General features: G+C 43.4%; 22 protein-coding genes. 3 read left to right on the top strand and 19 right to left on the bottom strand.

Features of this window, described 5'->3' with window-relative positions:
- Positions 1-5: 5 nt before the first annotated feature.
- Together MKY19_RS08375 and MKY19_RS08370 are read left to right on the top strand one after the other, a co-directional pair.
- Entirely contained in the window at positions 6-413 is a 408-nt protein-coding gene (locus MKY19_RS08375; RefSeq protein ID WP_339269837.1) for a hypothetical protein, read from the top strand.
- Positions 410-1,477: a phosphodiester glycosidase family protein gene (locus MKY19_RS08370; protein ID WP_339269835.1), complete on the top strand. Its 1,068-nt coding sequence runs from the start codon at positions 410-412 to the stop codon at positions 1,475-1,477. Before MKY19_RS08375 ends, MKY19_RS08370 begins: the two co-directional genes overlap by 4 nt.
- Before the next feature lie 365 nt (positions 1,478-1,842).
- Here the strand turns inward: MKY19_RS08370 and MKY19_RS08365 are convergent, their stop codons facing one another.
- The 8 genes from MKY19_RS08365 to MKY19_RS08330 all read right to left on the bottom strand — a co-directional run bounded on the left by MKY19_RS08365 (position 1,843) and on the right by MKY19_RS08330 (position 11,033).
- Entirely contained in the window at positions 1,843-2,097 is a 255-nt protein-coding gene (locus MKY19_RS08365; RefSeq protein WP_039871533.1) for an AbrB/MazE/SpoVT family DNA-binding domain-containing protein, read from the bottom strand.
- A gap of 124 nt (positions 2,098-2,221) precedes the next feature.
- The gene (gene trmL, locus MKY19_RS08360; RefSeq protein ID WP_042125678.1) at positions 2,222-2,686 is read right to left on the bottom strand and encodes a tRNA (uridine(34)/cytosine(34)/5-carboxymethylaminomethyluridine(34)-2'-O)-methyltransferase TrmL; all 465 of its coding nucleotides are present in this window, start codon (positions 2,684-2,686) and stop codon (positions 2,222-2,224) included.
- A gap of 123 nt (positions 2,687-2,809) precedes the next feature.
- Entirely contained in the window at positions 2,810-3,898 is a 1,089-nt protein-coding gene (gene serC, locus MKY19_RS08355) for a 3-phosphoserine/phosphohydroxythreonine transaminase (protein ID WP_042186243.1), read from the bottom strand.
- A 110-nt stretch (positions 3,899-4,008) separates the two neighbouring features.
- Positions 4,009-4,896: a hypothetical protein gene (locus MKY19_RS08350; protein ID WP_339801946.1), complete on the bottom strand. Its 888-nt coding sequence runs from the start codon at positions 4,894-4,896 to the stop codon at positions 4,009-4,011.
- A 150-nt stretch (positions 4,897-5,046) separates the two neighbouring features.
- Positions 5,047-7,785 carry a cellobiose phosphorylase gene (locus tag MKY19_RS08345; RefSeq protein ID WP_339801943.1) on the bottom strand — a complete coding sequence of 913 codons (2,739 nt, stop codon included), beginning with the start codon at positions 7,783-7,785 and terminating at the stop codon, positions 5,047-5,049.
- A gap of 29 nt (positions 7,786-7,814) precedes the next feature.
- A complete protein-coding gene (locus MKY19_RS08340; RefSeq protein ID WP_042186238.1) occupies positions 7,815-8,651 on the bottom strand; it encodes a carbohydrate ABC transporter permease in 837 nt (278 codons plus the stop codon).
- Positions 8,651-9,544: a sugar ABC transporter permease gene (locus MKY19_RS08335; protein WP_042186236.1), complete on the bottom strand. Its 894-nt coding sequence runs from the start codon at positions 9,542-9,544 to the stop codon at positions 8,651-8,653. The genes MKY19_RS08340 and MKY19_RS08335 overlap by 1 nt, the downstream gene beginning before the upstream one ends.
- A gap of 121 nt (positions 9,545-9,665) precedes the next feature.
- Positions 9,666-11,033, bottom strand: coding sequence for an extracellular solute-binding protein (locus tag MKY19_RS08330; protein ID WP_339269829.1), 1,368 nt, complete (start codon positions 11,031-11,033; stop codon positions 9,666-9,668).
- Between the two features lie 375 nt (positions 11,034-11,408).
- Here MKY19_RS08330 and MKY19_RS08325 point away from each other — a divergent pair, with 375 nt between their 5' ends.
- Positions 11,409-12,443, top strand: a complete 1,035-nt coding sequence (locus MKY19_RS08325) for a LacI family DNA-binding transcriptional regulator (RefSeq protein ID WP_042186234.1) — start codon at positions 11,409-11,411, stop codon at positions 12,441-12,443.
- A gap of 207 nt (positions 12,444-12,650) precedes the next feature.
- On the opposite strand, the gene glnA is transcribed toward MKY19_RS08325, so the two are convergent.
- The 11 genes from glnA to MKY19_RS08270 all read right to left on the bottom strand — a co-directional run bounded on the left by glnA (position 12,651) and on the right by MKY19_RS08270 (position 25,335).
- Entirely contained in the window at positions 12,651-14,075 is a 1,425-nt protein-coding gene (gene glnA / locus MKY19_RS08320) for a type I glutamate--ammonia ligase (RefSeq protein ID WP_042186233.1), read from the bottom strand.
- A 283-nt stretch (positions 14,076-14,358) separates the two neighbouring features.
- A complete protein-coding gene (aroF, locus tag MKY19_RS08315) occupies positions 14,359-15,405 on the bottom strand; it encodes a 3-deoxy-7-phosphoheptulonate synthase (protein WP_339269827.1) in 1,047 nt (348 codons plus the stop codon).
- Between the two features lie 263 nt (positions 15,406-15,668).
- Positions 15,669-16,625 carry a 4-hydroxy-3-methylbut-2-enyl diphosphate reductase gene (locus tag MKY19_RS08310; RefSeq protein WP_149645838.1) on the bottom strand — a complete coding sequence of 319 codons (957 nt, stop codon included), beginning with the start codon at positions 16,623-16,625 and terminating at the stop codon, positions 15,669-15,671.
- A 60-nt stretch (positions 16,626-16,685) separates the two neighbouring features.
- Complete coding sequence (locus MKY19_RS08305; RefSeq protein WP_339269825.1) at positions 16,686-18,131, bottom strand: HAMP domain-containing sensor histidine kinase; 1,446 nt, start codon at positions 18,129-18,131, stop codon at positions 16,686-16,688.
- Position 18,132: 1 nt separating this feature from the next.
- Complete coding sequence (locus tag MKY19_RS08300) at positions 18,133-18,822, bottom strand: response regulator transcription factor (protein WP_094870519.1); 690 nt, start codon at positions 18,820-18,822, stop codon at positions 18,133-18,135.
- Between the two features lie 107 nt (positions 18,823-18,929).
- On the bottom strand, positions 18,930-20,594 hold the full coding sequence (locus MKY19_RS08295; RefSeq protein ID WP_149645836.1) for a trypsin-like peptidase domain-containing protein: 1,665 nt from the start codon (positions 20,592-20,594) through the stop codon (positions 18,930-18,932).
- A gap of 515 nt (positions 20,595-21,109) precedes the next feature.
- Entirely contained in the window at positions 21,110-21,763 is a 654-nt protein-coding gene (locus tag MKY19_RS08290) for a response regulator transcription factor (protein ID WP_339269821.1), read from the bottom strand.
- A gap of 3 nt (positions 21,764-21,766) precedes the next feature.
- Positions 21,767-22,843, bottom strand: coding sequence for a sensor histidine kinase (locus tag MKY19_RS08285; protein WP_339269819.1), 1,077 nt, complete (start codon positions 22,841-22,843; stop codon positions 21,767-21,769).
- On the bottom strand, positions 22,844-23,923 hold the full coding sequence (gene liaF / locus MKY19_RS08280; RefSeq protein WP_339269817.1) for a cell wall-active antibiotics response protein LiaF: 1,080 nt from the start codon (positions 23,921-23,923) through the stop codon (positions 22,844-22,846). It abuts the gene before it with no gap.
- 246 nt (positions 23,924-24,169) lie between these two features.
- Positions 24,170-24,313, bottom strand: coding sequence for a hypothetical protein (locus MKY19_RS08275; protein ID WP_156114753.1), 144 nt, complete (start codon positions 24,311-24,313; stop codon positions 24,170-24,172).
- A 176-nt stretch (positions 24,314-24,489) separates the two neighbouring features.
- Positions 24,490-25,335, bottom strand: a complete 846-nt coding sequence (locus MKY19_RS08270; RefSeq protein WP_256716342.1) for a 3D domain-containing protein — start codon at positions 25,333-25,335, stop codon at positions 24,490-24,492.
- Between the last annotated feature and the right edge of the window lie 69 nt (positions 25,336-25,404).

Here is a 25,404-nt window from a genome sequence, read left to right as displayed (position 1 = left end):
ATCAAATGCAACCGCTAGCGGAAACGTCCCCGGTACACTCGCGCCGTGCTGCTGTGAGAAGCGGCCCTTCCGTAAAATGGTTTTTACTGTTCTGGATCGTGATGATTGGAATCGGTGTATATGCTGTATACAGCTACACAAACCATTTGAAGCAGCAAGTGCTGAGCGAACTTAGCAATCAGAGCCAGCAGCAGCTTACCATTCTGAAGACGGACTATGAGTCGAAAATTGCCGTTCTCACTGAAGAAGTGAAGGAATTGCAGAATACAGTGCAAAGTTTTAACGAACTATTAACCTTCACTAAAGATAATGCAAGTGCCAAGACAGACAATAGTAATAAGCTATATACGCAATTGAGCGAAGTTAGCAAACAGTTAGAAGCTTTGAAGAAAGAAATGGATCTGATCAAATGATGACGCCAGTCAAGAGAGTGAACCGTTTCTTTATGCTTCTGACCGCACCTTTTTTAGGTTTACTGATATGTATGTGGTGGTATCGACCTCCGCTCGAGCTGGATCTTGATGTAGGACAATTCGCACCTATCTCAGGGCCTCTGAATGAAACAGCTGTCCTAAAAAAGGATTTAATCTTAGCCGAAGGCACTGCATCCTACACCATAGATGCAGTCAGCGCTAGCGCTAAGCTATATAAAGGAACCACTACTGCTATGAATAAGTTAGTCGAGACAGCGAAGTCTCAAGCGAGCCGTCCTGAGCTTATCTATAACCGCCGGATATCTGCCAAGCTTGGAATACCTTCGGAGGTCCTTACTAGCGACCGGATTAGAATCGAGCTGTATAAGCTGAATCCAGGTAACTATAAGGCCTATGCTTTGAAGATCAAATTGAAGGATCCAACTGCGATGCAGATGAGTCTTGCGAAGGAAGCTACTGGTGGCGCAGAAACCACTATGCACGCTGTACAAAGTCATGGTGCTATTGCAGGTATTAATGCTGGAGGTTTTGCGGATAAAGCCGGAAAACGCTATCCCTTAAGCACTACTGTGGTTGATGGAAAGTATCTCAATGGTTTCGAGCCGACATTCAAGGATCTCAGCTTCGTAGGTCTGAACAAGTCCGGACAGTTAATCGGCGGGAAATTTTACAGTCGCGCACAGCTAGATCAACTCGAACCCGTATTTGGTGCAACCTTTGTGCCTGTTCTACTTAAGAACAACGTCAAAGTACCGATCCCGGAAAAGTGGAAAACATCCCCCAATCGGGCGCCACGTACAGTAATCGGTAATTATAAGGATGATCAGCTTCTCATCTTTGTAGCGGATGGCTATAATGAGCTTGGCAGCTCTGGTGCTCGGCTAGAGGAAATTCAGAACAAGCTATACAACATGGGTGTCATGGATGCTTATAATCTGGATGGTGGAGGATCGTCATCACTCATCTTCAATGGAAGAGTAGTCAACAAGCCATCAGACGGAAATCTTAGAGCTGTACCAACAAATTTCCTGTTTTTTAAATGATTATAGTAAAATGTCTATGCAACATATCACATTTGCGTTTATTTTTATTGATTTGCAGGGTATAATCTTGATAACGAATACATTTGCTAATGGAGGTGCCAGTATGTCGTTCTCATTAACCTTTTGGATCGTAACTATCGTATTTGTGTTATTTATGGTCGGCATTCTTACCTCATCTTACAACGACGACAAAACAAAAGGTCTATAAGCAAGAAATGTCTCAGCAGCCACTTGGCTCTGAGGCATTTTTTATAAGCCTGAAACAAAAAAACTGCCACATAAGTAGAGAAATCTACGAATGGGACAGTTTCTTTATTTAGAAAACTATTGGCTGTCAGAATTCTAAATGTGTAAATATGTACTTCCTAGGCGTGTCTTGGCAATTGCGTCATTTCTGATAGGCATGCAGCGCAAATATAACGATCTTTATATTCACTCACACCTTCCATTGATCCGCAGAAAACACATTTTGGACGGTAACGCTCCAAGATGATATGGTCACCCTGTACTAAAATTTCAACCGGGTCGCCTTCATTCATCTGATACCTTTTACGCAGGGACTTAGGCAGAACAATTCTACCCAGCTGATCCACTTTGCGAACTACACCAGCAGGTTTCATATCTAACGTACACCTCTCCTGTTCAACTAATAATTTGTAGCTACTATATATTTCGGCTCATTCATTATATTTCGTTATTAAAATGTCGAATCCTGCTGAAAAAAACAAAAAAAATGTCTTTTTTCTAAACAAGATTAGGAAAATCCAGCTGTCGAAGCGCTTCATATACAATAATAGCTGCAGAATTCGATAAATTCAGCGATCTCACGGCATCACTCATTGGCATGCGCATTTTTGTTTCTTTACCCGCTTCCAGAATTTCAGCAGAAAGCCCCTTCGTTTCTTTACCAAAGACAAAGAAGTCTCCATCTTGAAAATCAAAATCGCTATATCTCTTCTCCGCTTTCGTCGTTGCGTAAAAGAAACGTCCCTCACTGTACTTCTCAAGTACCTCAGCAAAAGAGTCGTGGTATTCAATGTTAACAGCGTGCCAGTAATCCAATCCTGCTCTTTTCAATGTAGCATCGTCTGTACGGAATCCGAGCGGGCGAACCAGGTGAAGATGAGTGCCTGTTGCTGCGCAGGTACGCGCAATGTTTCCAGTATTGGCCGGTATTTCCGGCTCAACTAATACGATATGGAGTGCCATTATATGGTTCCTTCCTCTCTAAAGGCTTAATAGCCAGATGTTTTACTCTAGTGCATAACCATAGCTTCTCCAAACAAACTGAAAACCTTCCACCCATAGGCGGAAGGTTTACGATAGAGTTCATTAACCTTGAGTTTGCCGGAAATGGTTCATGAAATCAGAAAGTGCTTTAACACTTTCGTAAGGAACTGCATTGTAAATGGAAGCGCGCAAGCCACCCACACTACGATGTCCCTTTAAGCCGACAAAACCTTCCAGTTCAGCAGCTTTAACAAACCGTTTTTCGAGTTCTTCCGATTGCATCCGGAAGGTAACGTTCATAATGGAGCGACTGCTCTTCTCAGCAACACCACTGTAGAAGCCGTCACTTCCATCGATGTGATCATATAATAGACCCGCTTTTTCAAGGTTCTTGGAATGGATACCAGCAAGACCACCTTGCTCCTCAATCCATTTTAATACTTCGTTAACCATATATACAGAGAAAGATGGAGGTGTATTGTAAAGAGAGTTATTTTTGTAATGAGTGCTGTAACGCATGATAGTTGGAATGTTGGAAGGTGATTCTGCGAGCAATTCCTCTTTAGCAATAACTACAGTCACACCGGAAGGACCAAGATTCTTTTGTGCTCCAGCATAGATCATTCCGAATTGGTTGACATCGATTGGCCGGCAAAGGATATCACTGGACATATCTGCGATGAGCGGAATCGAACCAGCATCCGGATATTCTGCATATTGCGTTCCTTCAATGGTCTCATTGGAAGTAACGTGAAGGTAGGCAGCATTTTCCGCAGCTTTAATCGAACTCAATTCAGGTATAGCTAAGAATTTCTTGTCTTCGGAAGAAGCAGCAACATGAGCGCCCCCTACCAATTTAGCTTCTTTATAAGCCTTATCTGCCCAGCTACCTGTCATAACATAGCTACCTACTTGGCCTTCGGAAATCAGGTTCATAGGGATCATAGCAAACTGTGTGCTTGCTCCACCTTGTACGAACAATACCTTATAGCCCTTCGGATTGCCGAGGAGCGAAAGCAGACGTTCCTGCGCTTCATTATGCACGGATTCGTAGATTGCTCCACGGTGCGACATCTCCATGATAGACATTCCACTTTCTCGGAAATCAACAAACTCCGCTTGTGCGCGTTCCAGTACCGTAAGCGGCAACGCTGCCGGTCCGGCATTAAAATTGTATGCTCTCTTATTCAAAACTACTCCCCACCCTTTCTCTCCTATCAATATGGATATCGCTTATGATAGCAATAATCTCACACACCAGCAAGTATAATTATTCACATAAAAGCTTTGATTACTGCTTATCATGATGTGAAAAAATGATAAGTTCGGCTCCAGGACTTGCTTTCATGCGGTAAAAGACTAATGTTCACAAAAACTTCAGGTGAGACCACATGGCGTTCTCCCCATAGCGCCATTCGTGCTACTGGGAAATCTCCGCTCTCGCGTACTCCTGTTCCACTAGGCTTATGAACCAACTCCCAATTGAACTCAGCCTCTGGTCCTCCCCAGCCACTCAGCTTGCAGTAAAATGACCGATCCGGCTCTTCTGACCAAGTAAGGGTATTACCAGATACCTCTAGCAAATTATTCGTGTATTGAGATTCTGGTTCTACTACTTTGAGCCCATTCGAGAGGCGCAACTCAAAATCCGAACCTATATTCAAACCATCAATTCCTACGAAATTGTGGATGTACTCCTCGGTTTGGATTGGCTTATCCCCTTTGTTATGCAATTCATATGCAATTTTCAATTGGTCGTCCTTTATAGAGATCGTTTTGGTCAAAAGCATCGCGTATCCATTACTTTCCATCGGCTGGACAGTATATGTAATCGAATCATCCCTAACCTCCATATCAACAGCAAAGGGGGTTAGTGGATATTTATTATGAAAGCTATAGCTCTGCGAATCCAGCTTTTGTAACAATCCGATTCCGGGCTTTGGAAACCAGCCTCCGATCGGCGCTTCATCATACCCAATTGCCCGGGAAATGCCAAACTCGTTGCATATTCCACTTCCGCCAGTACCCTCGCCTTCCTTCAAGCTCTCTGGCACACAAAATGTATGGTTACCTTTTTCTAACGTAACTTGTGTGATAAACCCCGTCCAGTCAAAACGAGTCCCTTTATAATCTTCTCCAATATCAGCGATATCCACAGATAATACGCCATTTGACAGCCTGTAACCCATCCTACACAAACCCCTTTCAATCATTCAACAAATAAGTAAATTAGCCCCATTATATCATTTATGAAGAACCTTAGTTTTTATAATTTTCAAAAAAACGTCTGCAGCCGCTATTCATAACGGTGCAGACGTTTATAAAAATTTCAGTTAAGATTACGCCAGAGTCACTTCAATCACGTGAAGCTTCTCTGTCTGCAGAGCAAGTAGCTCCTCACGTGGAATAATAGCACTTCCTGAGCCGCGCTGCAGCGTCACCTCGCTGCCGTTCAACGTAACGGAGTGTATTTGGTACTCTCCGTAGTTAAAGCTTCCAGTGGCTTTATAGACCACTTCAAACTCACGATCTGCAAAGATCGTCTTAATTGATGCTTTACCCTCGGAATCAAATTGTTCTTTTACTAATTTAGGTTCTAGCAATAGATCTCCCAGCTTGCCCTTCACACCAAATACTTCAGTGACCATGGTTAGCAAGAGCCAGCTTGCGGAGCCTGTTAGATACGTGTACATCCCTCTGCCTTGCTCGTTAATATATTCAGGAATACCTGGGTAGATGCGAGCTTTTTCGAAATCCGTACTCAAGCTGTAAAGAGATTCAAGGACCTTATGACCTTCTTTTACATAACCACGTTTGTACAATGCATTTCCATACATGATGGTCATGTGACTGAACATGGCCCCATTTTCTTTATGGCCAAAAGCAAAGCCAAAAGCACGACCCAGATTTTGCTGAATCCCACCGAAACGGGAGTTAAGCCTGTATCCTATCTTGTCATCAAACAGATTACGATCTACAGCTGCTATAATGTGTGGAATTTGCTCCGGAGCCGCTGCATGACCCATAAGCGGGAACACTTGACCCGTAAGCGTCATACGAACGCCTTCAGAAAATTCACCCTCTACCTGTTCACCATCGTTATTATAATAACCATTAAACCAGCCATCGCCATTCTCACTCTGTACCCACTCGTTGCTACGCAAATGGTTAAATAACCATTCCGCTTTTTGCTCCAGATCATCAGCTACTTTATCAATATCGAGAGATACACGAACTCCACTCACCTTATTTGGTGCGGCAGCATAATATCGATCCAATCTCTCATGCTTACCTGATACAGAACCATAATCCACAGACTCGTTAAGGGTATCCAGCAGTAGCTGCATTTCTTCGGCTAATTCAACAGTTTCCTGACCTTTAGAAGTCTTAAGGTTACGCAGCACCCGGGAAATATCCAATAGATTGCTAGCATAGAAAGATGTAAATGCTACACTCTCTCCGCGATCCGCCCCCATATCGAGGCCATCATTCCAGTCCGCGCCTTCGAGCAGGATATTATTATGTTCTCCTACATTAAAGAACGGAACTAGATTTTGCAGCAAAATATGTTCCAGAATTGTACCTTTGTAGATTTCCCCAGAAACTGTTCTAAGATCACTGCCTACAGAGGTATTCCATGAAGAATCACGTTCCTTACAACGACTCATAAACGTATCCCGGAAATAAGTCTGTTCTTGCAACAAGAAATCAAGATCACCACTCTGATCCAGATAGAGCATCGTTGTTAAAAATGGCCATGCCCCATGATCCATCCATACACGAGGGATATTGTTACGGTCAGCGATAAATTCACCTGGCTGTTGACCGATAATGGTTGCGTTACTGCCATCAATTCTCACACCAGCGTAATTGTTGAAGAGTAGGCTACGAACTTCGGCAGGCTCCATAATGAGCAGTGCCAGACAGTCTTGCCAAAGATCTCGCCAGCCACGTCCGCCTCTTCCATAATCATGATACGGTAAGAAGGAGTTACCATACAGTCTTCTAAGGACCGGTTGGATGGTTACCCATTTCATCCATTGATCTGCATCCGAGTCGCCGGTATGAAATTCAACCATATTCACTTTGTCTGCCCAGAACGCTTTAGTATCCTCTAGCAGATGATCAAAAGCTTCAGATGTACCATATTTACTCATCAACGCTTCAACGTTAATTCTATCACTATCAATTGCCATAACTACGACATAAGAATGGCTTGCACCAGAAGACAAGGTAATTGAAGCAAAACGAAGACCACCAACGGCTTCATAACCCTCTCTATCCACGCCTCCACCTTTACCAATCTCTGGCGTAGCATTCAGAATAACAGCTTCTGGCCAGTCAAGACTTCCACCTTCACCGATAAATTCTTCTTGAATCGGGAAGAAACCATCAGGCTGTCTACCATCACCTTCTGCACCAAATACACCGTAAGAAGTGTGATTAATGCGATGACCACGCTCATCGAAAGATAGTGCAGGTTGAACCTCAACACCATATGTTGAGGTGTAAATCCGGTTCAGCAGGGAGGTTACATGTCTGTGATCGCGCAGATCATCTGCGGAACGGGCATACAAGGGAACTACAGCCGTTGGTGTAAGAGTAAGCTCCTCTGTTCCCGTATTCGTCAACGTAACTTTCATAAGTTCTACCTTGTCGTTACCGCTAGGTACGAAGCTGGTAATCTCAGCTTTGACACCCATCTCAGAGTTGCTGCGAGTCACACGATGCCATAGGAATCCAGCCTCAAGTACTGCATCATCAGCAGATGGGGTGTAGAACGCTGCATTTTGCTTAGCAGAGTTTCCAGCTGCAGACCAAGCACCCTTGCCTTCGACGTAAACCCAGAAATTACGTGAGGCGCGTGAATTATGCAAATCTTCAACAGATAATGGCGGTGTTAAAAATGTATTATGACCTGTCGTCGCCTGACCATGAAGCTTCGGGGTTACAGTCGACATCATCCCCCCCTCATTTACTAGAGGGAAGTATAAGAAACTACTATGATCCGGTTGCTGAAGCTTGAACTCCCCATCCTTTCCGGTGAATTCAAAGCCTTGAATTTTTTTGCGGTCCATTGTCCCCATCCTCTCATTTACACATCTACTTAAGCTTTAACCGCACCTGCCAATGCACCGTCAACAATATACTTTTGAATGAAGGTGTACAGGACGATAAGAGGTGCAGATACGATCATGATACCGCACGCCAACATAGGCCAGTTGTTTCCGTATTGACCGCGGAATTCTTTAAGCCCGAAGGTAATTGGATAATGTTCCGGACTTGGCAAATACATGATTGGACCTACAAAGTCATTCCAAATGGTAATCGCCGTCAGGATAACACCTGTTGCGATAACAGGTTTCATCAGTGGCATAATGATCTGGAATAAATACCGCATATACCCAGCACCATCCATACCTGCAGCTTCGTCCATCTCACGGCTGATCCCTTTAATATAACCTACGAACATCATGAAGACGATCCCTGTTCCTCCTGTTTTCAGGAGAATATAACCCAGCTTCGTATCATAGCCCACGAATCCAAGCTCTTGTTTCAAGGTAAGCATCAATTTGAACTGTGCAACCATAGGGTTAGGCAAGAACTGTGACATCAAGAAGAACAAATAAATAAACCCGCTCCACTTCACATAATTTCTCGCCACCGGGAAAGCTCCGAATAACGACACGATTAGTGTTAGCACTGTTGCTACAACTGTGTACAGCAAACTGTTAATGAAATAATTAGAGAAATTACCTTTTAACCAAGCTTCCTTGTAATTATCCCATTGAATACTTTTCACAAGTCCGATCGGGTCTAGCAAATAGTCCGAAAAAGACTTGAATGAAATGTTTATTACAAACAATAGTGGCATGATATACAAAACAAGCAATACTGCAATCAGAATATAGGAGAGAGTTTTGGCGGTTTTGGAATCTTTCATTAATACTCCACCTCTCTCTTACGCATTTGTTTAACTGCAAATACAACGAAGACCAGAATCATAAGGAACTGCACCACAGAAAGCGCGGATGGAAGTCCCATCTGTAGAGAACCACGGAACGTCTCTTTATACACGTCATAAGCCATCGTTCTTGTGTTAAAGCGACCGTCCGTAGTTGCGAGAATAATATCAAAGGTCGACATCGCACCGATAATGGACAAAATAATATTAATGGTGAACGATGGAGCAATAAGTGGGAACGTAATGTTCTTAAATGATTGCCACTTCGTGGTTCCATCAATATATCCAGCTTCATACAGATCTTTCGGAACGGATTGAAGACCTGCAAGGAAAATCAGCATGGAGTAACCCATATACATCCAAATTTGCGTGAATATTATATAACCAAACGCATGGGTGAAGCTTCCAAAGAACATATCTTTATAACCGAACAATGAATCATACAGTTGATTTACGGGACCACTTAGCGGATCGAACATCAAGCCCCATACCAGTGCAACTACCGATACACCGAGCACAACCGGCAAAAAGAAAACTGCGCGATAAAAATAATCGCCTTTCAGCTTCTGATTAATCACTACGGCCATAAGGAGACCGACACCGTTTTGTACGATTGTAACAATGACCATGAAATAAACGGTTCGTATAATGGAATCCCATCGTTCGCCTGAATTTCCGGAGTTAAAAACACTGTAATAATTGTCAAGGCCTACGAAATTCAATTTGCTTCCTGGAACGTTAGTAATATCTGTAAATGAATAAATGACCGTCATCATAGAGGGTCCAAAATAAAAAATAACGTACAACGATAATGGAATCATAAGCAGCAGAAGCGGTAAATATCTTTTTATACCTTTTCCGAACGGATACATTTCTCTCACCTACCCAATCCTAATTCAATAAAATGATCGGGGTCTGTACGAACAGACCCCGATGTTGTAGTACATGATGGTGCACAGTATGTTGTAGATGTCTGTTTATTAGGATAACAGCTTATTTAGGAGCTGCCGCTTCCCATTCTTTTTGTTGTACATCTGCAAGTTCTTTAGCGGATTTGAATTCGCCGCCTGGTGCCAGGTATTCAGTGTGAACGCCTTCAGCAGCAATGTGCTCGCCTACATTGTCGCGGTTAATCATTATGATTTCATAAGCAAGTTCAAAGTCTTCTGCCATGTATTGGGCAAGTTCGTTGTCAATGAAGTCACTGCCAGTTGCGATGTTATCTTGTGTTGGTACGAATCCGGCAGCCTTAACATATTCCGTGTAATTTTCTGGTTCAGAGAAGAATTCCAACCATTTCAATGCGCCTTCTTTGTTCGGACCTTTTTCTGCTGCATACCAAGTTACATCGTATTTGCCGACAAGAGAAGCGTTCTTAGCAGCATCTTCAGTAGCTGGGATTGGGAAGTATCCGAATTTCACATCAGGATTTGCCGCAGCGATTGTAGGTGCATCCCAAGTTCCGTCAGCAATCATAGCTGCTTTACCTGTTGCGAAGTACGAAGGTGCTGTTGCATAGTCAATACCCAAGAAACCATCGATGATGTAGTTATCTTGAAGGGTCTTCATTTTATCCAATACTTCTACAGCCTCAGCATCGTTGAACGCCGAAGTGCCTTTCCAAACGCCTTCAATCCATTTTTGTTGGTCGCCGCCACCTAGAATCTTAGCTTGCAAACCGAACACTGGCAGTTTCAAAGGCCATACGTCTTTACCAGCCACTACGATTGGTACAATGCTCTTGGATTTCAAAGTATCTAGAACACTGATGAACTCTGTCCATGTTGTTGGAACAGTCAAACCGTTTTGTTCAAAAATTTCTTTATTATAGAAGAAACCTGACATTGCTACTTTACCGGTTGGGATCGCATACACTTTATCGTTGTAAGTACCCGCTTTGGCAATATCATTCGCATTGTAGTTTTTAACGAAAGCTTCGTTGCTCAGATCAGCAATCAAACCGGAATCAATCCATTGTTGCCAGTCTGGCACTTTCGCACCTGGTGTCCAATCTTTAGGAGACAATCTCATACCGGACAAATCGGCAAGGACGTCTACGTCACCAGCTGTAATTCTTGCTCTTTGTGCTTGTTTAAATTCATCGTCCGGACCTGTCGTCGTGTACTCAATCTTGTATTCTGGATATTTCTCTTCAAACTTCTTATTAATGTCTGTAATGACCTTGTTAATGTTTTCTTGTTTCCAGTGCAAGATTTTAATAACCTTTTTCTCACCGTTTGCGGGCTTGCTTGTTCCGTTGCCCGAAGTAGCCTCACCATTTGTGTTGTTGCCGCTTCCACATGCTGCTAATGAGAGCACTAGCGCTGAGCTCAACAATACCGCAGAAAGCTTCTTTACCATTTTTGTTACCCCCCAGATGATTTGTATGACCTCTTAACGAAACACCATCTTAATTCCTGAAATTACGAAACTTTAGCGATTATAATACAGAAAGCGGTTTCGTTGTTTTTATTATTACATCGTTATTTATCTTTGTAAAGTCTTTTTTTATTCTCTATCTTTGAACTATTTTTGAACTAGAATCCTCCAAAACCCTTTAAAATCAAGGATTTATGTGTTTGATCGCCAAAGATCCCATTGACTATCTACCTATATAATTATAAAATCATTTACGAAAACGTTTCGTAATTCATATTTGAAATCCATAAAAAGTTTAACTCAACTATACTTTTATCATAGATTACGGAGTATTTCGCATTATAAGGAGGACTAAAGTTGGCCTATAACATTAAAGACATAGCGAAAATAGCTGGAGTTTCTGTTTCGACAGTATCTAAAATCATAAATAACTACAGCGATATTTCGGAAGACACCAAGACTAGGGTACAACAAATTATAAAGGAAACTGGATATACTCCCTCCAATTCAGCAAAAACACTAGCTACAAAATCATCGAATCTAATTGGTGTTATTTTTGCAGGAATGCTGAACGTTGACTTTACCCACCCTTTTTTCATCGAAGTTCTAAATTCCTTCAAAAAACAAATGGGACTGTTAGGTTATGACCTGATCTTTTTCTCTAACGAAAAATTTCAAAGTGGCGATACTAATGATTATCTTGCCCGTTGTCTGCATTTTAATGTGGATGGCTGCCTACTTATTACCGGACAAGAGCTAGAAACCTCCATCAGCGAATTGGATAATAGTTCTATCCCATGCATCGGCGTAGATTTAAAGCTGTCGGGCGACAATTCGGGTTATATCATGTCTGATAATTTTAAGTTGTCTACCAAGGTGGTCGAACATTTTTACTTATTAGGCTATCGAGAACTTGGTTATATCGGCAGCTCCTCTGAGTCAGAAATCTCCAATATACGTGAAAGTGGTTTCCGCAAAGCACTTGAAGATTTAGGACTACCGATCAACGAAAACTGGTTCTTAAACGGCAGCAACTTCTTTGAAGCCAGCGGTTATGAGACCATGCGTAGAATGATTTCGAATGGAAACTTGCCCAGAGCGATATTCGCGGCTTCTGATCAGCTTGCTATTGGGGCTATGCGTGCCCTAAAGGAATCTGCTATTGCTGTTCCTGGAACCGTCGCGATTATTGGCTGTGATGATATCGAAGCCTGCAATTACACAACACCACTCTTGACTACGATTAAGCAAAATAAAGATAAGATCGGTCGTCTAGCCGCGTTAATGCTGTATGATCTAATAAACAATCAATCAGGCACGAGCTCTTTCAGCGTCGAGCCAGAGCTCATCATAAGAGAATCCTGCGGAGCTCCTGAGCGGGGTTTAGTATAGATCCCTAAGTGATACCTCTACTTAATTAAAGCGGAACTACTGGGCAGAATATTAAACTATAGAAGCAAAAATGAGGATATCCTTAGCCATATCAATGGCCAAAGATATCCTCATTTTTGTTAGGATCAATACAAAAGGTGTTCCTAAGTCATTTCCATGACTTAGGAACACCTTTATTTGTTAAAGCTTTATATGATTTGAGCAATCTTACAGATCGAAGTACAGAGAATATTCATGTGGATGAACACGAATCGCAACCTCTTGAGCCTCGGAACGTTTCAGAGCAATATAGTTATCAATGAAGTCCTTAGTAAATACGTCGCCTTCTGTAAGGAATTCGTAATCAGCTTCCAAAGAATCAAGTGCTTCGCTCAGGCTACCTGGAACGCTGCGAATCTTTTCTTTGTCTGCATCGGACAATTCGTAGATGTTCTTATCCAGAGGACCGTAACCCAGTTCTTGTGGGTTGATCTTGTTTTTGATTCCGTCCAGACCTGCCATCAGCATTGCGGAGAATGCCAGGTAAGGGTTAGCGGTGGAGTCCGGTGTACGGAACTCGATACGACAGCCCTTCGGTGTCACAGCTGCTACTGGAATACGAACTGCTGCAGAACGATTTCCTTTGGAGTATACCAAGTTAACCGGTGCTTCGTAACCAGGAACCAAACGTTTAAAGGAGTTGGTGCTTGGGTTAGTCAAAGCGATCAAAGCTGGTGCATGATACAAAATACCGCCGATGTAGTGAAGAGCCATTTCGCTCAAGTTAGCATAAGCGCCTTTTTCGTAAAACAAAGGAGTGTCTCCGTCAAAGATCGATTGGTGTACGTGCATTCCGCTGCCATTATCGCCAAACAGTGGTTTTGGCATGAAGGTTGCTACTTTGCCGTACTGACGTGCAGTGTTTTGTACAATATATTTATAAGTCATGAGATTATCAGCAGTTTTCTTTAAGGTATCAAAACGGAAGTTAATTTCCGCTTGGCCTGCAGTTGCTACTTCGTGGTGATGACGCTCAATGCGCAGTCCCACTTCAGCAAGCAGACGACACATTTCACTACGGATATCCTGTTGGGAATCCACAGGTGCTACAGGTACATATCCACCTTTAACGCCAACTTTAAATGCAAGATTGCCGCCCTCTTCTTTACGACCCGTATTCCAAGCCGCTTCTTCAGAGTCTACGAAGAATGAGGAGCTGTTCATACCGCTCTCGTAACGAACATCATCAAAGATAAAAAATTCAGACTCAGGTGCGAAGAATGCTGATGTTCCAACTCCGCTCTTCTGAAGGAATTCTTCTGCTTTCACAGCAATACCGCGAGGATCGCGCTCATAGCGTTCACCATCAGGAGTGAAAATGTCGCACATAACGTTCAGCGTTGGATGAGCTGTAAACGGATCAATGAACACACTGTTCGGATCAGGCATCATAACCATGTCTGATTCTTCAATACCACGGAATCCTTTGATGGAAGAACCGTCGAATGCTACCCCATTTACAAAAGTTTCATCTTCCACTTCAGAAGCAGGCAGAGAAATGTGGTGAGCACGGCCACCTAAATCTACGAATCGAAAATCTACCCACTCGATATTATTTTCTTTAATTGTTTGCAACACTTTTTCAACCGACATGAATTTTTCCTCCCCCAAGTTCCGAACATTAAGCCCCTCACAGTATGCAAATGTTCTTGTTTCATTTTTATTTGCTGTCGTCATTATAAATCTCATACCTAACATCGTCAATGCTTATGTCAGGTATTTCTTTCAGCAATGTAAGATATTCTAACGCTTTCGTGAAATCCATTATTTTCGCTAATATTCATAACATTTCTAACTTATCCAATAGCAAAGAAGCCCTACTATCCCGCTGTACCGCGGGTTTAGAGGACTTCCAAGGTTGTTATATTCTTAAAAATTATAGCGCCGAAACGGTTTCTGGCGAAGTTGAAAACTTACGTCCAACAATCGGAGCAAGCTTTTCTAGATCCTTAAGCAGATTATCGAACTGCTCAGGGAATAACGATTGAACACCGTCACCTGTCATAGAATTGTCCGGATCTGTGTGCATTTCGATGATTAGACCATTTGCACCAGCTGCAACCGAAGCTTTAGCCATAGGTTCAACTAACTCACGACGTCCAGTGCCGTGACTTGGGTCAGAGATTACCGGAAGGTGGCTTAAGCTTTGTAGAACCGGAATAGCCGATAGATCCAGCGTATTGCGTGTGTAAGTCTCAAATGTACGAATACCACGCTCACAGAGCATTACATCCTTATTTCCGCCTGCCAGAATGTACTCCGCTGCATTGAGCAATTCATCATAGGTTGCACTGAAGCCGCGTTTCAGAAGGACAGGTCTTCCACAAGTACCCAGCTTGCGCAATAAATCAAAGTTCTGCATGTTCCGTGTACCGACCTGGAGGATGTCAGCATGCTCTGCACAAATATCCACATACTCTGGTGTCATAACCTCTGTAATGGTTAATAGGCCATGACGCTTTCCTGCTTCAGCCATCATAGTCAAACCTTCTACACCTACGCCTTGGAAGCTGTATGGACCTGTACGGGGCTTAAACGCGCCTCCACGCAGTACCTGAGCACCTGAAGCTTTAACCAGACGGGCAATCTCATCAATCTGCTCTGGAGACTCAACGGCGCATGGTCCGCCCATAATCACCAGATTCTCTCCACCAATCTTCACACCCTTGATATCGATAATGGAATCCTCTGGATGAAAATCACGGCTAGCTAGCTTATAAGACTTGGAGATCTTTACGACGTTCTCCACACCCTTCATTTGCCGCAAATGCTCTGCAAGCTTAGGAGTGACACTTCCTACTAAACCGATAACAGTGTGATCTGCACCTTTAGAGAGATGTACCTGCAGACCCTCTTTTTCGATAACTGCAATAATATCTTTAACCTGCTCTTCTGGCGTTTGATTGGATGTAATGACGATCATTTTAATAACTTCCTCTCTACACTTAAAATTTATAATAATTTCGCTCAACACACTCACACTACGACGCGTGTAAGCTTTTAAGCTTTTAAGCTTTTATGCTTTTAACCGATAAAGCGATTTTACTCTAAAAATCCTTTACCGTCAATCCTATTTCCTGATTTATAAGATGAAACCGCTTTTTCTAAATAGAAAAGCGCGTAACCTCGATAGACGAGGTTACGCGCTTTTGTCCTAACACAAATATATAAGTTCGCTTACAGCGCTTAAGTAGTACTTGCGCTCTTATTCTTAACCGGAGGAAGTAATTTCGCCATATTCACAGTACGTTTGATCTCCCATGTCTCGGGATTCTCGGAATCATACTGCTCCAAATAATTAATAACTTCTTTGGTAATTGGTGTAGGTGTAGACGCGCCAGAGGTAACCCCCACAATATTTACACCCTTCAGCCAGTCGGTGTTTAGTTCTGAGATATCAGAAATCCGATGAGCAGGAACACCTGCGATCTCTTCCGACACCTGTGCCAGACGATTAGAGTTGTTGCTTCGTGGATCGCCAACGACAATCACTAGATCGCATTGACCCGCCTGTTCCGCTACAGCCTCTTGACGCACCTGAGTAGCCATACATATCTCATTATGCACTTCAGCACCTGGGAAGGTCTCTAGTAGCTTTTTCATAATATTTTTAATGTCCCACTGGCTCATAGTGGTCTGATTCGTAATTACAATCCGTGAAGAAGGAATGGATAGAGTTGCAATCTCATCTTCTTTTTCAATTAAATGCACATGCTCTGGCGCAATGCCGACAGCACCTTCCGGTTCCGGATGGCCTTTCTTGCCGATATAAATAACCTCATAACCGTCATCGACTTTCTCCTGAATGAGATCATGCGTCTTTGTCACATCAGGACAGGTAGCATCGACCGTAGTCAATCCTTTATCCCTAGCCATCTTGCGTACCTCAGGTGAAACTCCGTGAGCAGTGAATATAACGGTTCCACTGTCTACTTTATCGAGAATATCCAGACGATTATGACCGTCCAAGGTAATAATGCCATCGTCCTCAAACGAATTCGTAACATGACTATTATGAACAATCATGCCCAGTATATAAATCGGCCGGGGAAGATCGAGATTTTGCGCAGCCTGCCGTGCCATTACCATAGCATCGACTACTCCGTAACAATATCCCCGGGGAGAAATTTTAATGACTTCCATGACTTCACCAACTTTCTGCTTTCGTTGACTTCTGTAATAGGACACACTTTAAATTATACCCTATTCCAGCGGCGGAGCAAAGAGAAGCGGCAACCAGATCACAAAAGTAGTTCCTTCGCCTTGGCGTGTAACAACTTCCACAGACCCACCATGCTCGTCAATAATCCATTTAGCAATGGATAAACCAAGCCCAATTCCTTCTGTAATTCCACGTGATTCATCTGCACGATAGAAACGGTCGAAAATATATGGAACCTCATCTTTATCCATACCTATCCCCGTATCGGTGATCCGAATACCAACCTGATTCTGATAGAAAATCGTATCTAAACTTACCTCGCCAGAAGGCGTGTATTTAAAAGCATTATCAATAAAAATAAATAACATTTGTTGTAAATAATCCTTATTACCCACAACATATTTTCCATTTAAGACGGACATATCCCCTGTAACCCACTCCGCTTGACGAGGCAGGAAGGATGCCCTACGCGCGATCTCAGTCATCATTGGTTCCAGTGCCACCGGCTCTATCTCGAAGGTTCGCCCTGTATCAGCACGAGCGAGCGAGAGCATATCTGCTACAAGTCGGCTCATTCGCTTAGACTCGTCCGCGATATCCTTCACCGATTCCATCGAGAGCTGGCGAATTTCAGCCTCGCTCATCTTCCCTTGGCCCGGCTCCAGCTCCCATACTTTTTGCAGCAGATCGATATTCCCACGAATGGTTGTGAGTGGTGTCCGCAGCTCATGTGAAGCATCCGATACGAAACGACGCTGAGCCGCATACGAATCCTCAAGCTCTGTGTAGAATCCTTCCATACGCCCAAGCATGTTATTGACAGTCTCAATTAGACGACCTATTTCGTCCGGAGGTCCATCATATTCAATTCGGGAGCTTAGATCTGTCCCAGTCTGGATACCGTTTGCAGCTTCAATCACCTTTCCAATAGGACTCATCGCTTTACGGGCCAGGAATAAACCAAAGGTAAATGCCGCGATCAAGGTAGCAAAAGAACCGACAAGCAATATATTTTTCAAACGCTCCAAGAGCTTATTCTGCTCATTCACATAGGCAGCGACTTGTAATACAGCCACTGGATTATTATTATAATGTTCTAGTTCGATAGGCATCTCGTAGATCAAAAACTGATTGCCGTCCACAACAACATTACGAAATCCTTTTGCAATTTTATCTTTAGCAGGATAATCAAACCGTAGGCCAAAGTTAATCATATTGGTCGATTGTGACAAGCTTTTGCTGCCATAAGTATAAATTTGCGTATATAAATTGGAGTTTTCAGGACCGACTCCGCCAAGTTTCAGCTCACCATTATAGCGATCAACGCTAAATAAAAGTTTCGTTTGCTCAGATTGCACTTTCAGACGATCCTTCAAGTCCCCATACGTATTAAAATAGACAAAACCGTAAATTGCGGCTGATAAGGCCAGCAGCATAACGGCCAAAATCCCTGAATACCAAGCAGTCAGCCGCAATCTTATAGACATGTTAGTTGTCACCTCTTAGAATGTAACCGGCACCCCGGATCGTTTGAATGAGGCGTTTACCGCCATGCTCCTCCGTCTTTTGGCGTAGCATAGCTATGTATACCTCAAGTACATTAGATTCACCGCTGTAATCATAACCCCATATTTTATCCATGATCAGATCCCGCGAAAGCACCCGTTTCGGATTCTGCATAAAGAGATGTAGCAGCTCAAATTCCTTCGCTGTCAGCTCCAGTCTCTTGCCGGCGCGTGTCACTTCACGTGAATCCACATCCAAGGTAATATCCTCGTAAGTAACCGCTTGCTCACTGCCGCCATTTTGCTCACTCTTACGCCGTAGTAACGCTCGTACACGTGCAAGTAATTCTTCCAGCGCAAATGGTTTAACTAGATAATCGTCCGCACCCAGATCAAGCCCTTTCACACGATGCTCAATTTCATCCTTGGCCGTAAGCATTAGAACAGGCACATTACTGCCTCCTTCACGCAAACGACGACAGACTTCAAATCCGTCTACCTGTGGCATCATAACATCCAAAATCACCACATCCGGATCGCTGCTTAGGATTGCTCGTAAACCATCCGCTCCATTCACCGCTGTCTTTACATCGTAACCTTCAAAAGCTAACCCCCGGCGCAGCATGGAGATAATTTTTTCATCATCATCAATAATAAGAATATTCGGTCGCATCAAGCAGCCCCCATTGTTCATTTCTATTTATTTATATTGTAGCAGTCACACCATGTTTAGACAAAAAACGGAAGGGTTGCCCCTTCCGCGTTATTCACCGTCCGGTGTTATTGCTGCTGACTTTGCCCAGTAGTCGTATCAAAATCATTTTTGTTGCCGATTGTTACGGAAAGATCCATGTTTTTACCATCGCGCACCACATTCAGCGTTACTTTGTCACCGACTTTTAACGTTTGAATGAAAGCGATCAGATCTTGGTTTGTTGCATATTTTGTTCCATTTGCACCTGTAATGATATCGTAAGGGCGCAAGTCAGCGGCATACGCTGGCGATTTAAAGATAATGTCTGCAACTACAGAACCTTCTTTAATATCCGTGCCCATTTGCTTAGCTACTTCATCTGTAATCGTCATAAGCGTTGCACCAATGAATGGTACGGGTTCTTTTGGAATCGCTTGGTTCGCTTCGAGTTTATCTACGACTTCTTTAATCGTATTCACAGCGATAGCAAAACCTATACCTTGGGAATCTGTGCTAACAGCTACGTTCATACCAATTACCTGTCCATTCATATTGAGCAACGGACCACCGGAGTTACCAGGGTTGATAGAAGCATCCGTTTGCAGCAGGTTTTTGTAGTTGCGTGTTCCACTACCGTCTTCTTCGTTGATATCGATGCTGCGTCCTTTTGCACTAAGAACACCAGAGGTTACTGTATGGTCGAAGCCTTGCGGGTTACCGATAGCAACCACTTCTGAGCCTACTTTCAAGCTATCCGAATCTCCCAGAGCAACTGTAGGAAAATCAGTATCTCCTTCAATCTTCAGTACTGCCAAATCCAGATCTTTGCTAGAACCTAGCAATTTCGCTTCGTATGGTTTGGTCACGCCATCCACTGTAACTTGGATAACATCGGCATTTTCAATGACGTGCTGATTGGTCAAAATATATCCGGATTTCTCATAAATGAAGCCTGTTCCAATTCCATAAGGGATGAGCTGCGATGAAGAATTTGAACCTGACTTCGAGTCCTGCTCATTTTGTGAAGAACCACTTCCACCGTATTGATCCCCGAAGAAAAATTGAGAGAACGGATCACTCAAATTCGGACTGGATGAACTTCCATTACGTGAACCGGATTTCACTAGCGTCTCAATCTTGACTACTGCTGGTCCAACCGCATCAACTACGCCAGTCACATCACGAGATCCTTTCACCAATGATGTAGTGGTAGTATTAGGTGTAGTACTAGCACTCTCATTCGTCGTCTTCGCCGTTCCATTCGATCCTGAGCTTGCAATGGTTGTTGCATCCCCTGTGAACCAGTTGCCTCGATCTGCCATGAACATAGAACCTGAGAGAACGACCATACCCGCTAAGAAGGAAACAAATATAGTTTTCACTGAGCTTTTTGGCTTTTTATTAAACTGCCAGCCACCGCCACCTTCAGAACCACCTCCGCCGTTTCCTCCACGTCCACCGCCATTACCATCGAAGCCTGTACTGCGATATGAACTGTTATATGGGAGTTGTTTTACAGGCTGTGGAGGTGTAATCTCGACCCGCTCCGGCTCCATCCGGTTGTAATGCTGAGCACTTCCGTCTACGTTACTTTCATCTTTGTTCAATGATTTAAATGGTCCATAAGAATAGTAGTATGATGATCCGGATTCGGATGACTGATTATTATTGCTATTATGGTTATTATTGTCCCAATCCCGATCTGGTGCTGGTCCATTGTCTCGATTAAAGTTGTTTTTGTTATCGTCCATGTTTATTTACCTCCTGCATCCTGTCGCCTGACAAGGATTAATTTGTTTTCTTGTTTCTTAATTTTGTACTTTAAACCTTAAGGTCACATTAAAAACAATTTAAGCGGAGATAAAAGATATAGGCAAATAGACGGGATTTGGTTCAAAAGGCGCACGCTGTTGGTCAGGACTGGGTTTCAGGCTACACCGCTGTTGAAATCATGTTCCTATGAATTGACCCTGCAAGTGGAACATGATTTCAAGGACGGACGTAAACTTTTCGCTCTGATACCCAATCCCTAGGCAGGTATGTAAAAAAGAAGCTCGGGCGCAGAAAACAACGCGGCCCGAACTTCCAACATACAACCTAGAACAAAACCCTAGAACGACGTCCATGAACGAAGTCCAAGAACAAGGAACAAACAACGATTATAATTAACCAAAAACCACAAGAAATCAAGATTTAAAGGGAAGTTTTCCCTATAACTTACTTTTAAGCCCCCATAAACTACTCCAAATCATCTTGAACAACAAACCTAACCCTGAGCCCAACCCTTCCGATGAGCATAAATAGCCAACTGGGTTCGATCATCTAGCTCGCATTTCATCAGTAGGTTACTGACATGCGTCTTCACTGTCTTGATGCTGATATGTAGTTCCTCGCCGATATCCTTATTGGTCTTGCCCTCAGCAATGAGCAGTAAGACCTCCTTCTCACGCTCCGTCAAGCCGGAGGAATCACCTTGCACTGTACGCTGGCGAATGCCACGTGTCAACGCTTGCGATACATCACCAGTCATAACTGGCATACCGCGAAATGCGCCTTGCAGTGCGTAGATCAGTTCCTCTGCCGATACGGTTTTGAGCACATAGCTGACTGCTCCAGCTTCTATAGCGTCCACGACGAGGTCATCCTCTAAGAAGCTGGTCAAGATAACGATTTTGAGACCAGAAAATTCCGATAGCACTGCACGAGTAGTCTCCACACCATTCATCACAGGCATCATCAGATCCATTAGCACGAGATCGGGTAAGCCTTCATGTCCGCCAGCACGCAGCATCTCCAGCGCTTCCTGTCCATTTGCTGCTTCTCCTATAACCTCAAACGTCGGCTCCAGCATCAGATATGTTTTAAGACCCATCCGCACCATATCATGATCATCCACGAGCAACACTCTTATGACGCTCATGCTCTATTCCTCCTCGTCCTCTGTATCTGTTCCTAATGCTCTTTTTTCCTCTAACTCAGAGTTCCCTTGCACAAACTTAGGGATATGTACGCGTATGGTCGTTCCCGCACCCTTTCGGCTGATAATCTCCACTTGTCCACCCAGTTTCTCCGCACGTTCGCGCATGGTGGTAAGACCGTATGATCCCTGTTTTTGCTGTATATGTTCAAAACCTTGACCGTCGTCGCTAATACTCAGCACAACCTGTCTTGACCCTTCACGCAGTGATAAACTGACCAGTCTAGCTTCAGCATGCTTGACAATATTCGCCATAGCCTCCTGGATAATCAAGAATAACTGATGTTCAATAGCCTCAGATAATTCTCCTTGCAGCTCAAGCTCCTTCATTCCTTTTAAGCCGTTCTGGCGGCAATAATCTGGGAACCATTTTTCCAGTGCTTCGAAGAGATTCCTGCCTTCCAGCTCCACCGGTCGCAACTGTGCAATAAGTGCTCTCATCTGCTTTTGTGCCATCTGTGACATTGCAATCAACTGATCCATTACCAATTGACCTTGAGCTTCATTAACCTTCAGCACTTTAGGCAGCGAAGAAGCCGACATATGGATGGCAAAAAGCTGTTGGCTCACCGTATCATGCAAATCCCGGGCCATACGTCTTCTTTCCTCCAACACCGCACTCTCCGCTGCCTGTTCCTTCTCAATAACTTCTTGTTCACCTAAACGCTGCAGAAGCTTCATCTTGTTCTCAACCGTATCCATCATGACATTAAATTCATGGTACACTCTCGCAAAAGACTGGTCATCACTCTCTGGCATACGTACGGACAGATTCCCTTTTGCCACCTGCAGCATATTTAGATCCAGATGATCAATCCGGCGCTGAATGCGCTGACCTGCCATATAGCCGATTACAACAGTGAACAACACGATCCCCAGACATAAGTACAGCCACATGCGATAATCCATTACTTCGATATACCCAAGGCAAGTGCCTGCATACATCAACCCCGCGCTTACGGCTCCAGTGAGCAAAAAGTAAAACAACAACAACCATTTGGTATTACTAAAGATTGTTCCCATCTAACCCACCGTTTTAACTTTAATGTCACCTATAAAAGCACTTACGTTAATGCGGACTTTTTTGCCCGCTTCTTTATAATAAGGCGTCTTGCATTGAACACTGCTCATAAATCCACTCCGAGACTGATCCAGAACTTCCATATCGCCGATAAATGAACTACTGTTCACTGAGATTCCAAGATCCATATCATTCGGAATGTACACCTTGATGTCGCCTATAAAAGCGGAGATATTAATCCTCGTCTCTCCATAAGCAATTTGCGCGTTCGTCAGATCCAGTACAGTATCACCTATAAACTGCGAGACATTTGTGTTCTTCAGTTGAAAGTGCTCGCGACCCATGTGAACATCCCCGATAAAAGCAGAGCGATTGGTTGACTCCTTGTTGTTACTCTCTGTCTTATGGAACTCCTCATGCCATTCCCCATGTCTTCTAGCGTGACGCTCGTGACGTTCCTGACGTCTGCGCTCATGACGCTCCTGTTTCTCCTGCCAACGTGATTCAGCGGTGGACTTAAAAGCTCCAGTTCCGTCCTCATCCTCTTCTTCATCTTTTTGCAGATTAATATTCCATTCTCGCCCACCAGAAGGTTTGCCGAATTTCTGCTCGAATTGTTCATCTAGCGTGGAATCCAGCGGTTTTGGCGGCTCCACATCTAGCGAGCTTTTTCCTGGAGGAAAGTAATCAGGTGGTGACGGTGGCGCAGGTGGCACTGGTGGTACTGAACCTCGTGGTTTAAAAATCACATAAAGACCGCCACCAATAAGCATGATTGGAATGAACATTTTGAAAAAATCCCCGGCTGAAATATCGAACCAGTCCAAATTTCGTCCAAGGAAGAATACTCCGATCGCCAGAAAGAAAAAACCGCCGATAGGTGAAGATCCACCTTTTTGATGTTCGTCTCCCGTACCCAGGAGTCGCTTCATCCCCATGAGGATCAAGATAACAGGCCAATAATTTGAGATTAAATACCCTAAGCTGAAATCGGTGTAACCCAACTGTCTAAGTAGAAACATGGCTCCAATCCCTATCAGGATCAAGCCGCCAAAAATCTGACTTGTGAACCTTCTTTTCATATTCCATTTCCCCTTTAAATTAGTGGAACGCTCTCTTCTTCAATCTTATAGCCTTAGTCTACAGGAAGTAAGCGCTCATAAACAGCGGCGAGAGAAGGAACTTCCACTCAGTCTCTAGACCGAGACGAATGGGTTAATATTCTATTTACTTCATTATATATGAAATATAAAAAAAAGACTGTCCCTCAGTTATAAACTGATTTGGGACAGTCTCTTTATTCAGCAGTCTTCTGCTTCAGTAGCGCATTATTGTTGCGGTTTCTGAGCTGGTTTAGAAGTATTTCCACTTTGCTTAGTTGTGCCGTCATTCTCAACAGCAAACTCAGCATTGTATTTTTCATTCGGTGTTTTGTAGTTTTCTTGAACTTTAGACTTTTTATTATTAGCCACGGAATTCACCTCCCTTATCCCTTATGCAGCATAGATAATGCTTACTAAGAGAACATCTCGGATGAGGCTATTGCTCTGCCCCAGTCCGTATTATGGCAAGGTGATGTCACTATTATGCATGACCAAGTGAAATTAAGTTCAATCCACCAAATTCATTGAAATATAACCGCTATATCTTAAATGGATTCTTCCAGCAGGGATTGTGGTACAGCATTGTAAGTCTCAATCGCCTGAGTAAGCTTCTTCAGCATCACTTCTGTACATGTACCGTTTCCTCGCTTAATGAGCTGAACTACAACTGATTTTTTGCCCCATTCCTTATACACCTGTTTCGTAGTAGCAAAATACAAATCAATCTTTCGCCCTTTAATGGCAGATCCTGTATCAGCGACGATGCCGTATCCATAACCAGGTATATAAAGTATACTCCCTAACGGGATTACCTTAGGGTCAGCAGCAATAGTCGAGACTGTGTTCTTATCTCTACGTACTTTAACACCTGAATAGGTAATTCCGTATTCGGGATGTTTAGATGTTTTACCTGTAGATTCATAACCCGCAGTATAACCCGTCGCCATCACTTTCATTGAAGTAATAATTTGGTCAGGAGCTGGCGCAGCTACGGGAATAGAATTCGGCGATTTTGAAGAGCCTGTACCCCCACTCCCTTTGGTAGTTGGAGCTTTAGTGCTCTGTGGTGACTTTGTAGCTACTGGTTTATTTTTTGTTGTCGCAGGAACGATCGGTACGCTGGAATATGGCTCGTTTGATAACAAGGTAGCACGGCCAGTGGTGAGAATAGCTTGTTGATCTTTGGTTCTCATTGAACCTGAGTTAGCCTGAGTATGTTGCAATTCGTTCGAAAGCGTTTTGCTAATATCTGTGTGCTGTAATGTGTCTTCTGTCCCATTGGCCACAACTGCTTGATGCTTGGATTCAGGAATGATACCTGCAGCAGTCAACAGTAGGACTATTGTGACGAAAAGACACCAAAACCTCTGAAATATGCCCATTTTGTTCATGTGATAAACCTCCCCCTTATTAGCGAAGGTTTCCCGATTCACAAAATTTTATACATAAGGATCAATTTT

The organism is Paenibacillus sp. FSL R5-0744 (genome assembly GCF_037972555.1).
Lineage (GTDB): Bacteria > Bacillota > Bacilli > Paenibacillales > Paenibacillaceae > Paenibacillus_AQ.
The sequence above is the reverse complement of the archived record's forward strand: the minus strand, read 5'-3'. Positions and strand labels throughout refer to the sequence as shown.